General features: G+C 71.6%; 13 protein-coding genes. 4 read left to right on the top strand and 9 right to left on the bottom strand.

The features are described from left to right. The first annotated feature begins 1 nt into the window (after window position 1). On the top strand, window positions 2-943 hold the full coding sequence (locus DN069_RS04105) for a PhzF family phenazine biosynthesis protein (protein ID WP_111499427.1): 942 nt from the start codon (window positions 2-4) through the stop codon (window positions 941-943). Between the two features lie 63 nt (window positions 944-1006). Here the strand turns inward: DN069_RS04105 and DN069_RS04100 are convergent, their stop codons facing one another. Next, window positions 1007-1675: a LuxR C-terminal-related transcriptional regulator gene (locus DN069_RS04100; protein ID WP_042451868.1), complete on the bottom strand. Its 669-nt coding sequence runs from the start codon at window positions 1673-1675 to the stop codon at window positions 1007-1009. Beyond that, window positions 1672-3057 (bottom strand): ATP-binding protein, encoded by a 1386-nt coding sequence (locus DN069_RS04095; protein ID WP_243638888.1) that lies wholly within the window; start codon window positions 3055-3057, stop codon window positions 1672-1674. Before DN069_RS04095 ends, DN069_RS04100 begins: the two co-directional genes overlap by 4 nt. A 119-nt stretch (window positions 3058-3176) precedes the next feature. Between DN069_RS04095 and DN069_RS04090 the strand changes: the two genes are divergently transcribed. Both DN069_RS04090 and DN069_RS04085 read left to right on the top strand, forming a co-directional pair. After that, the gene (locus DN069_RS04090) at window positions 3177-4616 is read left to right on the top strand and encodes a PspC domain-containing protein (RefSeq protein WP_111499425.1); all 1440 of its coding nucleotides are present in this window, start codon (window positions 3177-3179) and stop codon (window positions 4614-4616) included. Then, a complete protein-coding gene (locus tag DN069_RS04085; protein ID WP_111499424.1) occupies window positions 4613-4843 on the top strand; it encodes a hypothetical protein in 231 nt (76 codons plus the stop codon). Before DN069_RS04090 ends, DN069_RS04085 begins: the two co-directional genes overlap by 4 nt. On the opposite strand, the gene DN069_RS04080 is transcribed toward DN069_RS04085, so the two are convergent. The 5 genes from DN069_RS04080 to DN069_RS04055 all read right to left on the bottom strand — a co-directional run bounded on the left by DN069_RS04080 (window position 4792) and on the right by DN069_RS04055 (window position 10007). After that, a complete protein-coding gene (locus DN069_RS04080) occupies window positions 4792-5283 on the bottom strand; it encodes a DoxX family membrane protein (RefSeq protein WP_111499423.1) in 492 nt (163 codons plus the stop codon). The genes DN069_RS04085 and DN069_RS04080 overlap by 52 nt on opposite strands. Window positions 5284-5437: 154 nt before the next feature. After that, window positions 5438-6235, bottom strand: coding sequence for a class II aldolase/adducin family protein (locus DN069_RS04075; protein ID WP_111499422.1), 798 nt, complete (start codon window positions 6233-6235; stop codon window positions 5438-5440). Between the two features lie 117 nt (window positions 6236-6352). Continuing rightward, window positions 6353-7948, bottom strand: a complete 1596-nt coding sequence (gene guaA, locus DN069_RS04070) for a glutamine-hydrolyzing GMP synthase (protein ID WP_111499421.1) — start codon at window positions 7946-7948, stop codon at window positions 6353-6355. Window positions 7949-8038: 90 nt separating this feature from the next. Next, the gene (locus tag DN069_RS04065; protein ID WP_111499420.1) at window positions 8039-8386 is read right to left on the bottom strand and encodes a chorismate mutase; all 348 of its coding nucleotides are present in this window, start codon (window positions 8384-8386) and stop codon (window positions 8039-8041) included. A 970-nt stretch (window positions 8387-9356) separates the two neighbouring features. After that, entirely contained in the window at window positions 9357-10007 is a 651-nt protein-coding gene (locus DN069_RS04055; RefSeq protein ID WP_111499418.1) for a TMEM175 family protein, read from the bottom strand. Window positions 10008-10151: 144 nt separating this feature from the next. Here DN069_RS04055 and DN069_RS04050 point away from each other — a divergent pair, with 144 nt between their 5' ends. Beyond that, a complete protein-coding gene (locus tag DN069_RS04050) occupies window positions 10152-11024 on the top strand; it encodes a hypothetical protein (protein ID WP_111499417.1) in 873 nt (290 codons plus the stop codon). Between the two features lie 103 nt (window positions 11025-11127). Here the strand turns inward: DN069_RS04050 and DN069_RS04045 are convergent, their stop codons facing one another. Further along, entirely contained in the window at window positions 11128-12978 is a 1851-nt protein-coding gene (locus DN069_RS04045; protein WP_111499416.1) for a GMC family oxidoreductase, read from the bottom strand. A 116-nt stretch (window positions 12979-13094) separates the two neighbouring features. Then, window positions 13095-14717: a succinic semialdehyde dehydrogenase gene (locus tag DN069_RS04040; RefSeq protein ID WP_111499415.1), complete on the bottom strand. Its 1623-nt coding sequence runs from the start codon at window positions 14715-14717 to the stop codon at window positions 13095-13097. Window positions 14718-14769: the final 52 nt, after the last annotated feature.

Raw genomic sequence — 14769 nt, 5'->3', positions numbered from 1 at the left:
CATGGCTCCTCCCCGCCCGCGTTCGACCGGTCAGGCGGGCCCGGTCCCCGTGACACTCGTCCACGCCTGCCTGCGCGACGGGACGGGCGGCAGTCCGACCGCCGTCGTCGCCGACACCGGTGTCCTCGACGACGAGGCGCGCCGCCGCATCCCGGCTCTGTCCGGCGCCTCCCACGCCGTCTTCGTCGGCGCGCGCCCGGAGGCCGGCGGCGCCACCGCCGTGCGGTTCTTCACCGCCGAGGGCGAGCTGCCCGCCTGCGGTCACGGCACCGTGGCGGCGCTCGCCTACCTCGCCGAACAGGCCGGCACGCAGGAGCACGAGCAGACCCTGCGCTCCACGGACGGCCGCCTCATCCATGGCCGGACGACCCGTCAGGGCGCGCTCGTCCAGGCCGAGTTCGACGCAGGTCCGGTGGCGCTGCGCGAACCGACCACCGAGGAACTGGGCCTGCTGCTCCCGGCACTCGGGCTGCCGCTCGTCGCGACGGCCCGGATAGCCACGCTGGGGCGCCCTCGCCTACTGGCCCGGGTGCAGAGCCGGGCCTCACTCGAGGCGCTGGCCCCGGACCTGCGCGCGCTCGAGCAGGCCTGCCACGACCTCGACCTGCTCGGCTGCTACACCTACGCCGCCCCCACCTTCCCGGGACAGCGCTACGCCGCGCGAATGTTCGCGCCCGCCATCGGTGTGCCGGAGGACATCGCCAACGCCAACAGCACCGCCTGCCTGGCCGCGCACCTGCACGCGAGCGGCACCCTCGGCGGCGGATCACCCGAGGCGGGGCGACCGGTCACCGGGCCGGCCGTCGACATGGGCGACTCGTTGGGGAGCCCGGCCACGATCACGACGAGCGTCACCCCGGGCAGGGGATCGTCGCCGGTCGTGCGCGTAGGTGGCACCGCGCTGGTCACAGGCGTCGGCACGAGCACGCTTCGACGCGGCTGAACAGCGTGCGGGCGGGCTGCCGCCGCCCTGGCGGCCCTCACCACCCGCAGGCCGCGCCCTCCGCTACACCAACCGGCGGGCCGTCGCCCAGCGCGTCAGCTCGTGACGGTTGCTCAGCTGCAGCTTGCGCAGCACCGCGGAGACGTGGCTCTCCACCGTCTTGACCGAGATGAACAGCTGCTTGCCGATCTCCTTGTAGGCGTAGCCGCGGGCGATCAGGCGCAGCACCTCGCGCTCGCGCTGCGTGAGCCGGTCCAGGTCCTCGTCGACCGGCGGGGTGTCGGTGGCGGCAAAGGCGTCCAGGACGAAGCCGGCCAGGCGGGGCGAGAAGACCGCGTCCCCGTCCCGGACCCGGAAGACGGCGTCGACCAGGTCGGTACCGGTGATGGTCTTGGTGACGTAGCCACGGGCTCCGCCGCGGATGACGCCGATCACGTCCTCGGCCGCGTCGGAGACCGACAGCGCGAGGAACTTGACGCCCTCCAGGGAGGCGCAGCGGCGCAGCACCTCGACGCCCCCGCCACCGGGCAGGTGGACGTCGAGCAGCACCACGTCAGGCATGGTGGAGGTGACGACGGAGACGGCCTGCTCCACGTCCGCCGCCTCGCCCACCACGTCGACGTTGGTGCGCTCGGTCTGGCCGATCTCCGCGCGGACTCCGGTGCGGAACATCCGGTGGTCGTCGACGAGGACGACCCGCGCCGTGGGCTTGTCCATGTTCGCGCCGCTCATCCGCTCGCCCTCTCCATCTCCAGCTCGACCTCGGTGCCGCCCGCGGGGGCCGGGCGGACGCGGGCGTGCCCGCCGTTGCGCTGCATCCGCCCGATGATCGAGCCGCGCACGCCCATCCGGTCCTCCGGTACCGCGTCCAGATCGAAGCCGGGCCCGCGGTCACGGACGAACACCCACACCGTACTGCCCTCGACCTCCGCGTAGACGGAGACGGGCTCCCCGCCACCGTACTTGGCGGCGTTGACCATGGCCTCCCGGGCGGCCTGGAGCTGGGCGCCGAGTCCATCGTCCATGGGGGCGTCGCCCACGCAGATCACCTCGACCGGCACGCCGTGGAGATCCTCCACCTCCGCCGCGACCTTGCGGACGGATTCGGCGAGCGTCTCCGGGGTGCCCTCGTCCTTGGGCTCGCCGGAGCGGTAGAGCCACTGGCGCAGGTCCCGTTCCTGGGCCCGGGCCAGACGGGCGACCTCCTTCGGGTCGTCCGCGTGACGGAGGATGAGCGTGAGGGTGTGCAGCACCGAGTCGTGGATGTGGGCGGCGACCTCGGCCCGCTCCTGGGCCCGGATGCGCTCGCGGCGCTCCGCGGTCAGGTCCTGCCACATCCGCAGCAGGTAAGGACCCGCCAGGAGGAGCACCCCGGCCAGGACCACCAGGACGGCCTGCATGACCTTGCCGAACTCCGCCAGGGAGCCGGAGACCACCAGGAAGCTGATCACCCCGCCGGCGACCAGCACCACCCCCGCGCCCAGCCGCAGCGTGACCGCGCCCCTGCTGCTCTCGTCCAGCGAGAACCAGCGGGCCCAACGGGCGTCGTCCACCTGCCGCCAGACCAGGGCCACACCGGCCCCGGAGATGATCACCGGCCAGAAGTACGGGTCGTCCTGGCCGGCGGTCAGCACGTTGATCATCACGAGGATGCCGGCGAGCACGGCCACGAGCACCAGCAGACGCCCGCGGTCCCGTGCGCCGGTCCCCGCCCCGGCCGGGGCGACCTCGCCCTCGGTGGGGTCGCCCCGGAAGAGCTGCTGCAGTGCGGTCCGGGCGCGCCTCAGCGCACCGGGCCGTCGCTCGTCCAGGGCTGTCTCGGCGGCCCCCGAGGACCGCCCGGACACGCCGGCTCCCCCGGCCCGGCCCATGGGCACCACGAACCAGAAGGCGGCGTACAGCACCAGGCCCAGCCCCTGGCCCAACGTCAGCACGACGAAGGCGGCCCGCACCCAGAGCACCGGGATGCCCAGGTGGGCGGCGAGGCCGCTGGCCACGCCACCCACCACGCGCCCCTCGGGGCGGCGGTAGAGCTTGCGGACCGGCGCCGCGGACCCTGCGGCCGGATCGGTCCGCGGGTCCGGGCGGTCGGGGTTGAGCTCGCTGGTTGCCACGGGTCGATCGTCACACGACACGCAAGGGAAAAGCATCAGGGTCGACCCCGAAGGTCGCCCTGGTTCGGCCGCGGCCCTGTGTCAGGGTTGAACTAAGGGTTCGACCAGGGAGATGCCGGATGGGCACAGACACCGACGGCCTGCAGGATGGGGGCATGGACGCGACCACCAGCACGCAGCCCCGACCGGACGGCGACAGCGTCACCGACGGCAGCCAGGAGCCCGAGCGCTCCCGCCCGCCGCTCGAGCGCAGTGCCAGCCACCGCGTCGTGACGGGTGTGTGCGGCGGGCTCGGCCGCCGGCTGGACATCGATCCGCTGGTGTTCCGCGTCGTCATCGCCGTGCTCTGTCTGTGGGGCGGTGTCGGGCTCTTCATCTACGGCGTGGCCTGGTTGATGATCCCGATGGAGGGCACGGGCAAGAACGAGCTGCAGCGTCTGATGTCGGGCCGGGTGGACGGACAGTCGCTCGGCGCGGTGCTGGTCACCGTGCTCGGCACCGGCATCTTCTTCTCCTACATGGGTGCAAGGGACCACGTGTTCCCGCTGCTGCTCATCGCGGCGCTGGCCTTCGCGGCCCTGCGCTACGACCCCAAGCGGCACCAGTTCCCGCCGCGCGAACCGAAGACCCCGGTCGCACCGGAACCGCCCCCGGCCGCACCGAACTGGTGGCAGCGACCCGATCCGCTGCTGAAGGCCGCCGCACCGGCGGTCCCGGCCGACGAGGCGCCCGACCTGCTGTCCTCGGGCCCGCTGCCTGCGGGTACGGCCCCGGCGGACCTTCCGCCGACGGACGGCCCGTCCTGGGGCGCCTCGCTCACCGACTCGCCCGCGAGCGCGTCCGGCATGGACGAACCGAGCGCCTGGGCCTACGCGGGGCGTACGACACCGCCGCCCCCGGCCCAGGCCGGGTCCCGGGCCTCCGAACCGGAGTCCGCGGCTCCGCGCCGGGTCCGCGGTCCCTGGGGACTGCTCACCCTGTTGCTCGCGGCGGGCGCCGCCGCCGTCGTGTACGGCGTCGGCAAGTCCCACCACGAGGTGAATGCCGTGGCCGTGCTGGCTTCGGCCCTCGTGGTCCTGGCCCTGGGCCTGGTGGTCAACGGGTTCCTGCGCCGACGGGCGATCGGCCTGACCGTGGTGGCGCTGCTGCTCTCCCTGGCCACGGTCACCGTGGGAGCCGCCCCGTGGCAGCACTGGTCCCGCACGACCTGGGCCCCGGTCTCGGCTGCCCAGCTCCAGACGGGCTACTCGCTGCACTACGGGGACGCCACCTTGGACCTCACCCAGGTCCTGCCCGCCTCGGGCCAGACTGTCTCCTCCCACGTCAGCCTCGGAGCAGGATCGCTGCAGGTCCTGCTGCCAGGCGACGGGGCGGACAGCCCCGAGGTCAAGATCAACGCCCAGACGGGCGCGGGGCAGCTGAGGCTCCCCGACGGCACCCGCATCTCGGGCGTGGGCGACTCACGCACCATCGACCTGAACCAGTCGGGGGCGGCCGGCCACGGCACGATCCAGCTCGATCTCCAGATCGGCGTCGGCCAGTTGGAGGTGGTCCGATGACCACGCCGCTCCGCCCCCGACGGGTCCAGCTCTTCCCGGTGCTCGCAGGGCTCCTCTTCCTGCTCGTCGGGGTGCTCTACCTGCTGCAAGCGGGAGGGGCCTTCCGGCTCGCCAGCTGGGTGGTCCTCCCCCTGGGAGCCGGCGGCCTGGTCCTGGCCGGCCTGCTGGCCGCCGTCTACTCCCGGCGACCGCGCCGCGAGGCCAGCCAGGAGTCCACGGAGAGGTAGGGCGTGCCCGCGAGAACCAGCGGCAGCCAGGCCATCAGGTAGATCAGGTCGTTGCCCAGGAAGTACGGGGACACCTGCCAGCTGACGGTGAGAAAGAGGCTCAGGTTCAGCAGCACACCGCCCACGGCGGCGACCCGGCCGAGGAGACCGAACAGGATGCCGAGGCCGGCCGCCAACTCACCCACCGCGAAAACGACCGCGAAGGCGGTCGGCGCCTTCAGGGCGAGATCCAGCAGCGGGCCGATGGGGCTGGACCCCTTGACCCCCTGGGTCATGGCGGCGAAGGACGTCGGGTCCGAAAGGCCGCCCAGATAGTGCGGGTCGGTGTACTTGTAGAGGGCGGCGTAGACGAACGTCACCCCCAGGAAGACCCGCAGCGGGAGCAGTGCATACGTGGTGCCCTGTGCCTTCAGACGCTGCAGCGTCAGCGTTCCACCCATGTCGACTGCTCCCGGCCTTCCTCGACGCACGCTTCCCGTTCCCCGACCCGTCCTGGGGTTACTACGCTGCGGCACCCGTTCGGGTTCACGGCCGTGTACCGCTGCGGACACGCCGGAACGGTACGCGGCCGGTTGCCGGGGCGAGCGGGCGGGGTCAGTCCTCGTCGTAGGCGCCGACCAGCGCGTCAGCGTGGCCGGTCGTGAGCGGCTGGTAGTTGACCCAACCGGCCAGATCGCTGCCGATCTGGTCGCGGGTCAGCACCGCGCTCTGGTGGTCGATCGACACGGCCTTGCCGGCGGCCTGGGCCAGGAGCTGCACCTGGCAGGAGCGCTCCATGGTGATGAACCACCAGGCCGCCGCGTCGACGGTGGTCCCCACTGTCAGCAGCCCGTGGTTGCGCAGGATCACGGCCTTGTGCCGGTCCAGGGCAACGCCGATACGGCGGCCCTCCTCCCGGTCGAGGACGACTCCGGTGTAGTCGTCGAACAGGGCGTGGTCCTGGTAGAAGGCGCACACGTCCTGGGTGATCGGGTCCAGCAACTGCCCGAGCGTGGAGAAGGCGCGCCCGTGGGTGGAGTGGCTGTGGGCGGCCGCGACGACGTCGGGGCGGGCGGCGTGCACCTCGGAGTGGATCGCGAAGGCGGCCTGGTTGACGTGGTGCCGCCCGTGGACAACCCGGCCGTCGTGGTTGACCAGGAGCAGATCGCTCTGCTTGATCGTCTTGAAGGACATTCCGAAGGGGTTGACCCAGAAATGGTCGGTCCACTCCGGGTCGCGCGCGGTGATGTGCCCGGCGACGCCCTCCTCGAATCCGAACTTGCCGAACAGCCGCAGCGCCGTCACGAGGCGGGCCTTGCGATGGGCCCGCTCCTCCTCGACGGTCTGGAAGGTCGGCGGCATGGCGAAGTGGAGCTGGTCCACAGGGATCGGCTGCGGGGGTGGGTTCGTCATGACCGGAAGTTACCGCCGGGTTGCACATTGCACCAGAGGACCGCCCACCCCTTCCGGGCCCAACGGGGACGGGCCCCAGCCGGGAGCGGCTGGGGCCCGTCGGGGCCTACGGGAGGCTCACTCCCACTCGATGGTGCCCGGCGGCTTGCTGGTCACGTCGACGACGACACGGTTGACGTCGCGCACCTCGTTGGTAATCCGGGTGGAGATCCGCTCCAGCACCTCGTAGGGCAGGCGCGACCAGTCGGCGGTCATCGCGTCCTCGGAGGAGACCGGGCGCAGCACGATCGGGTGGCCGTAGGTGCGGCCGTCGCCCTGGACGCCGACGGAGCGGACGTCCGCCAGCAGGACGACCGGGCACTGCCAGATCTGGCGGTCCAGGCCGGCCGCGGTCAGCTCGGCGCGCGCGATGGCGTCGGCGTCACGCAGCAGGTCGAGCCGCTCCTTTGTGACCTCACCGACGATGCGGATGCCCAGGCCCGGGCCCGGGAAGGGCTGCCGCTGGACGATCTCCTCCGGCAGCCCGAGCTCCTGGCCGACCATCCGGACCTCGTCCTTGAACAGCTTGCGCAGCGGCTCGATCAGCTGGAACTCCAGGTCCTCCGGGAGCCCGCCAACGTTGTGGTGCGACTTGATGTTCGCGGTGCCGGTACCGCCGCCCGACTCCACCACGTCCGGGTAGAGCGTGCCCTGGACCAGGAACTCGACCGGCTGGCCGGTGGCGCCGGCCTCGGCGATGATCTCCACCTGGGCCTGCTCGAAGACGCGGATGAACTCGCGACCGATGATCTTCCGCTTCTCCTCGGGGTCGGTGACCCCGGCGAGTGCGGAGAGGAAGCGCTCCTCGGCGTCGACGACCTTGAGCTTCACGCCCGTGGCCGCGACGAAGTCCTTCTCGACCTGCTCGGTCTCGCCCTTGCGCATCAGGCCGTGGTCGACGTAGACGCAGGTCAGCTGGTCGCCGATGGCGCGCGCCACCAAAGCCGCGGCCACGGCGGAGTCGACACCGCCGGAGAGGCCGCAGATCGCGCGCTTGTCGCCGACCTGGGCACGGATCGCGGCGACCTGCTCCTCGACCACGTTGTGCGTGGTCCAGGTCGGGGCCAGGCCCGCACCGCGGTAGAGGAAGTGCTCCAGCACCTGCTGCCCGTGCGTGGAGTGCATCACCTCGGGGTGGTACTGGACGCCGTACAGGCGCTTGGCGTCGTTCTCGAACGCCGCCACCGGGACGACGCTGGTGGACGCAGTCACGGTGAAGCCCTCGGGCGCCGCCGAGCAGGCGTCACCGTGGGACATCCACACCGGCTGCTCGGCCGGCGTGCCCTCGAAGAGGGTGGAGCCGGTCTGCGAAACGGACAGCGGGGTGCGGCCGTACTCGCGCGCTCCGCTGTTGTCGACGACGCCGCCGAGGGCCGTGGCCATCAGCTGGAAGCCGTAACACATACCGAAGACCGGCACGCCGGCCTCGAAGAGTGCCTTGTCGACGGTGGGGGCGCCGGGCTCGTAGACCGAGGACGGGCCACCGGACAGGATGATCGCCTTGGGGTTCTTGGCGAGCATCTCCGAGACCGGCATGCTGTGCGGCACGATCTCGCTGTAGACACGGGCCTCACGGACACGCCGTGCGATGAGCTGGGCGTACTGCGCGCCGAAGTCGACGACGAGAACCGTGTCGACGGCGGTGTCCGCGGGGTCGGGGGTCGCTGATGCCACAGTGCGGCCTTCCGGCGGTTGCTATGGGGGGTCGACCCTCATTCTAACGGTCGAGCCGCCGACCCCCTGCCACGACGAGGGCGGCGATGATCACACCCGCCCGCGGCACAGCTCCAGCAGCAGCATCGCGACCTCGGTGCCCGGACCGCCGAGCTGCGCGCGGTAGCGGTCGAGGATCTCCATCTCCCGGGTCAGCGAGAGCCGGGGCCCGCCCACGGCGATCCGCGCCGCCTGCACCTCGGCCGAGGTGGCGATCCGGCGGCGCACCGCGTCCAGGATCTCGGCGTCCAGCGCGTCGATCCGTCCGCGCGCCTCGGCGATGACGGCCTCGGCGGCCTCCTTCGTCAGAGGCTCCGCTGTCAGGGGTTCCGCTGTCTCCCCGGCCTTGGGCGCGATGCGGCTCGGGGCGTGATTCACGGGGCTGGTGACGGTGTTCATCTCTGGGTCCTCCGGGGTCCGGCTCCGGCTCCGAGGGCCCCGGCGGCAAAAACAAAGACGCCCTGGGCCATCGGCCCGGGGCGCCTGCAGGGTCTGCGTCAGTTCAGACGGCATCACCATGGCGACCGGAGCCTCCGGTGCCATAGCTAAAGATGTACGCCATCTGGAACATGCGCCGATCCTAGCGCGTGACCCGCCGCAAGGAGAATCGTTGTCCCCCATGACCGCACGGGGTGGTTGTCCCCGCCAGGGACAAGCACCAGCCTCCTTCCGGGGCGGTCGTGCGGCAGGCAGGACCACGCGTGGGAGTGACCCAGTCCGTGGACGCGATGAGGCGTGTGCTGTGGCGCGCGCCGTGGGACCTCGCGGCCACGCTGTGACCGGACAGCAGGGGACAGCGGCCCGGTTGCGACTGCGGAGAAGGGGTGGCCGGCGAGGGGGACGCCCGGCGTCGGCCACCCCCGATCTCGCCTGTCCCTTCCCGTGTCGCCGTCCCCGCCAGCCCGGGGTGGCGCAACGCCACCCGGCGCACAGCGGACTCCGCGCTACCGGTCTCTCACCATGAGTCGATCCTTGCGGAGCGTGACGAAAATCGACAAGGCCGAAGTCTGTCGAACTGGTTGCGCCGAGTAGGCCATATCCCCCACGATGCTGGTGAGGGGGTGGACCACAGGCATCGGGGGCGCCCGGCAGCAGGCCGGTCCCTGAAGCGGTAGGAGGCTGGTCACCGACAGCATTCGGTGACACTCGGTAGCGAGACGGCCTCAAGCTGAGGATGACGGGCGCACACACCCACCGCGCGCCCCTTGCTCAGCAGTGACCCGAAAGCCGACCGGAACCACATGACCGACGGCGCCCTCCCCCGGTGCCGTTGCCACAGCACCGACGTTGCCCTGACGTCGCGTGCTGACAGCAAGGGGCCCCGTCTTCCCCCGCGGGGCCCCTTGCCAATCCGGCGAGCCGATCGGAATCAGAGCGACACGTGGCCCTCGTCGTCCGTGGACGCGTCGGGCTTGAGCGGGATGGGGAGCTGGTTGAAGGCGTAGTAGACGGCCAGCGCGAAGTGCAGGCCCAGGGTGAGCACCGGGGAGACGAAGGACAGCCCCACCAGAATCGGGTAGACGACGGTACCGAGCGCGAAGCGGCGCCGCGTCTGCCGGGCGGCCTCCACGTCCACGCGCCGGTCGAAGAGATGCCCGGTCCGGGTCAGCCACCACCACAGCGACTGGAAAGCCAGCGCGTGGACGACCATGAAGCAGCTGAAGACGGCCACCGCCACCTCGGCCGGGCCGGGTTGATTCAGCCAGTCGGAGACCAGGGCCGTCGGGAACGGCAGCGCGGCCACCACCAGGAGCAGCACCAGGTTGATCACCAACAGGCCGCGGTCCACCCGGGCCACGTAGCTGAAGACGGTGTGGTGGTTGAGCCACATGATCCCGATGACCAGGAAGCTGACCAGATAGGCGTCGTAGGCCGTCCAGAGGTGGCCCAGTTGGGACCAGGCATCCTTCGACGTGGTCACCTGACTGGGGTTCACCACCGTCAACTGCAGGACCAGCAGGGTGATGGCGATGGCGAAGATGCCGTCACTGAACGCCTCGACGCGGCCGGATTCGTTCATGGCCCGCAACTCTAGACGCCGCAAGGGAATTGTGGGGTGCTCGTGGCCGGGTGCGACGGCTGTGGCTGACGCGTCGACACATGTACATGGCACAATCGCGCCTCAGTTCCAGCGTTGCCGTCGCCGAGGAAGGCCGCCGCGAAGATGACCACACCCCAACAGCCCGGCCCGCACATACCCGGCTTCGGCCCAGCGGCAGGCTACGGGGCTGAGCCCACCCAACCGCTGCCCACCCAACCGCTGCCGGCGCAGCCCTACGGGGAGCCGTACACCGCGCAGCCCTATGGCGAGCCCGCGTACCAGGCGGCAGCCGGGGAACCGGACTGGTCGGTGATGGCGGATCACTACGACGCCCAGGCCAAGCGGAAGCGGATCCTGGCCGTCGCGGGCGGCGTGCTCGCGGTCGGACTGGTCGGCGGCGTCACCGCGTTCGCCTGGAACTCGGCGAAGTCGACCGGTCCGACCGCCGGCGCGGCCCCGACGGCCAGCGTCCCCGCGTCGCCGAGTGCGAGCGCCGCGCCGTCCGTCTCCCCCTCGCCCCAGGTCAGCACGCCGCCGGCGCTCCATCCCGACCAGCTCTTCGCCGCGTCGCTGAAGATCGGCGGCAAGCCGTTCAGCCGGGTCGCGACCGACGTGCAGACCGTCTGCTCGAAGGCGGTCGGCGGTGGCCTGGCCGGTCTGCTGACCGGGCAGCACTGCGAGCAGGTGCTCCGCGCCACCTACAGCTCCGGCAAGGTCTCGGTCACGGTCGGGGTCGCCGCGCTCCCCGACGTGAGCGAGGCCATGGCGACCGCCACGCAGTTCCGCGGGAAGATCAACCCGCTCTGGCACAAGGGCGACGTGGCCTTCTGCAAGAAGGTGGCCTGCGCGCAGAGCCACGCTGTCGAGGGCCGCTTCCTCTACCTGACCATGTCCGGCCCGAACTCCGGCGCGGTGGGCGTCAAGGATGCCGCCGCGATCGCGGCCGGCCACGCCGCGGCGTCCTCGGTCCTGGCGCGGTTGATGACCCTGCACTGAGCCCCCGCTGACGCTCCCGGCCCGGAACGCGTCGCGGGCCGGAACGCCCCCTCGGCGTCCCGGCCCGCAAGACTCGGCAGCGCGCTCGGTGCGCGCTCCCCCGCTACTCCACCTCGGCGGTCTCGGCGGTCTCCGTTGCCTCCGCGGCCTCGCGCGGCGGCACCTGGGGCACCGCCAGCAGCGGCAGTCGCAGGGCGCCGAAGGCGGTCTCGGGGACGACCGGGTGCGTCGGCTCGACCGGGGCGACGCGCTCGTAGGGCTCGCCCTGGGCCGGACGCGGGTCCGCCTCGCCCTTGTTGGGCCAGAACGCCATCGCGCGCTCGGTCTGGGCGGTGATGGTCAGCGACGGGTTGACGCCGAGGTTGGCGGAGACCGTGGAACCGTCCGCCACGGTGATGCCCGGGTAGCCCCACAGGCGCTGGTAGGGGTCGACGACCCCGCGCTCCGGGGACTCGCCGATGGCGCAGCCGCCCAGGAAGTGTGCGGTCAGAGTGCGGCCCATCAGGTCTCCGACGTTGCCGCCCGGGTAGCCGCCGATCTCGGTGGCGATCGCCCCGGCCGCGACCTCCGCGGCGGGGATGAACTTGGGGTTCGGCGCCCCGTGGCCCTGACGCGAGCTCAGCTGGCCCTTGAGCAGGCCGCTCTGGCGCCGGGTGACGACGATCGAGTTGTCCAGCGACTGCATCACCAGGCCGATGATGGTGCGCTCGGACCAGCGACGCTTGTCCATGATCCGGATCATCAGGTCCGGGCGCTGCAGGCCGCGCCCGACGGCGCGCAGCAGGCGCGGCAGCCGACCCTCGCCGGGCACCTGGAGCGTCGTCATCAGGCTCATCGCGTTCGAGCCCTTGCCATAGCGGACCGGCTCGATGTGGGTGTGCTCGTCGGGGTGGACCGAGGAGGTGATCGCGACGCCCTTGGTGAAGTCGGCGCGCTTGCCGTAGCGGCGGTCGGTGGTCATCGCGCCGACCAGCGCCTCGGAGTTGGTGCGGGTCAGCTCGCCGAGCTTGGCCGAGATGCCCGGGAGCACGCCCTCGTCGCGCAGGCGGTGCAGCAGCTTCTGCGTGCCGTAGGTGCCGGCCGAGACCACGACGTGCTTGGCCCGGACGGTCCGGAAGCCGTTCTTGGCAGGGTTCTTGGACCGCGAGTCGGTGCGCTGGGTGTCGACGGCGTAGCCGTCGCCGTCGACCCGGATCGCGGCCACCGTCGTCATCGGGAGGATTTCCGCGCCCGCCTTCTCGGCGAGGTAGAGGTAGTTCTCCGTCAGCATGTTCTTGGCGCCGTGCCGGCAGCCCGTCATGCACTCGCCGCACTCGGTGCAGGCGCGGCGCTGCGGGCCGACGCCGCCGAAGTACGGGTCGTCCACGGCCGCGCCCGGCTCGGCCTTCGCGCCGGCCCCGCCGCAGTCCTGGCCGTCGCCGAAGAAGACGCCGACGGGGGCCATGTGGAAGGTGTCGCCGTAACCGAGCTTCTCGGCGGCCGACTTCAGGTGCACGTCCGACGGCGTGACAGTGGGGTTCTTCCGCACGCCCAGCATCCGCTGCGCCTGGTCGTAGTAGGGCGCGAGCTCCTCGGACCAGTCGGTGATGTCCTTCCACTGCGGGTCCTGGAAGAACGGCTTCGGCGGCACGTAGAGCGTGTTGGCGTAGTTGAGCGAGCCGCCGCCGACGCCTGCGCCGCCGAGCACCATCACGTTGTCCAGCACGTGGATGCGCTGGATGCCGTAGAGGCCGAGGGCGGGCGCCCAGACGTAGTTCTTGGTGTCCCAGGAGGTCTTCGGCAGCGTCTGTGCCGTGAACCGACGACCGGCCTCCAGCACGCCGACCTTGTAGCCCTTCTCGGTCAGCCGCAGGGCCGACACCGAGCCGCCGAAGCCGGAGCCGACCACGACCACGTCGTAGTCGTAGCCCGCGTCGGCCGTCGGCTTCGGCTTCCCCTGATCCTGAGAACTCATCTACGCGCCCGCCTTCGGATGTGTGTCGGTGGTGGAACGGGTGGGCCTGGTGGGCCTGGTGGGGGCCCGATGGACCTGGTGGGGGGTCCGATGGGCCTGGTGGAAGCCCGGTCGGCCTACTTGAAGCGCAGGGCCTTGAGCATGCCGAGCGACTTGCCCAGCAGCTTCGCGTAGCCCTCGTCGTCCAGGCCGAAGGACGGCGTCATCTGCATCACCCGCTGCACGGCGACGGTCTGCACCTCGGTGTACTTGAGGATGCCCTCGGAGCCGTGGCGGCGGCCGATGCCGGAGTCGCGCATGCCTCCCATCGGCGCGGCCACGCTCGCGTAAGCCGGCGCGTAGCCCTCGTTGACGTTGACGGTGCCGGTGTGCAGCCGGGCCGCGACGGCCTTGGCGTGACGCAGGTTCTTGCTCCAGACACTGGAGTTGAGACCGTAGGAGGTGCCGTTCGCACGTGCGACGGCCTCCTCCTCGTCGTCGAACCGGTAGATGGAGACGACCGGGCCGAAGGTCTCCTCGTTGCAGACCGCGCTCTCGGTGGTGACGCCGTCGAGGATGGTCGGCTCGAAGAAGAGCGGGCCGACGTCGGCGCGCGGCTTGCCGCCGGTCAGCACCTCGGCGCCGTTCTTGACGGCGTCCTCGACGTGGCGGGTGACGGTGTCGAGCTGACGCTGGGAAACCAGCGAGCCCATGTCCGCGCCCCAGGCGAGGCTGTTGCCGAGCTTGAGGGCCTTGGTGCGGGCGACGAACTTCTCCAGGAACGCGTCAGCGACCGAGGAGGCCACGTAGAGGCGCTCGATGGAGATGCACAGCTGACCGGCCGAGGAGAAGCAGGCGCGGACGGCGCCCTCGGCGGCCTTGTCCAGGTCGGCGTCGGCCAGGACCAGCATGGCGTTCTTGCCGCCGAGCTCCATGGACGCGCCGATGAGGCGCGCCGCGGCACGCTGCGCGACATCGCGGCCGGTGCGGGTGGAGCCGGTGAAGGAGACATAGTCGGCGTGGGCGACGACCTCGGGGCCGACGACGGGACCGTCGCCGATGACGATCTGCCAGACCTCGGCGGGCAGTCCGGCCTCGATCATCAGCTCCCGGGCGCGCAGCGCGGTGAGAGCGGTCTGCGAGTCGGGCTTGGTGACCACCGCGTTGCCCGCGACGAAGGCCGGGACGGCGTCGCCGGTGAACAGCGCCAGCGGGTAGTTCCACGGGGAGATCTGGCCGATCACGCCCTTGGGCTGGCGCAGTTCCAGCACCTGGGTCAGCACCGGGAAGACACCGCCGCGGCGGCGCGGCTTGAGGTAGCCGGCACCGGCGCGCCCGTAGTGGCGGGCCTCGATCGCGGAGGCCAGCACCTCCTCGAAGGCGTGGGCGCGGGTCTTGCCGGTCTCGACCTGGATCAGGTCGAGCAGCTCGTCCCGGTGCTTCAGCACCAGGTCGTGGAAGCGCAGCAGCACGGCGGCGCGCTCGCGTACCGGCCGCTTGGCCCAGTCGAGCTGGGCGGCGCGGGCCCGCACGAAGGCGGTGGCCACGTCGGCCGGGGACGACTCGGGGATCTCTGCCAGCACGTCTCCGGTGAACGGGCACCGGCTGGTCGCCAGCGTCGGCTGGTCTCCCGTCACGACGGCGCTGACCAGGCGCGTGACCAGCTGTGGCGGCACCGCGTCGGCGACGCTCCGCGCCCCGGAGGTGGCCACGGGATTGCCTTGGACCGCGGTGCTGCTGCCAGTGCTGATGTCAGTCATGCCAGGCAGCGTAGGCCGTTTCGGGCCGTTGCGATACCCACCAGTAACAGAA

Source organism: Streptacidiphilus pinicola, assembly GCF_003258295.1.
GTDB classification, from domain to species: domain Bacteria; phylum Actinomycetota; class Actinomycetes; order Streptomycetales; family Streptomycetaceae; genus Streptacidiphilus; species Streptacidiphilus pinicola.
The sequence above is the reverse complement of the archived record's forward strand: the minus strand, read 5'-3'. Positions and strand labels throughout refer to the sequence as shown.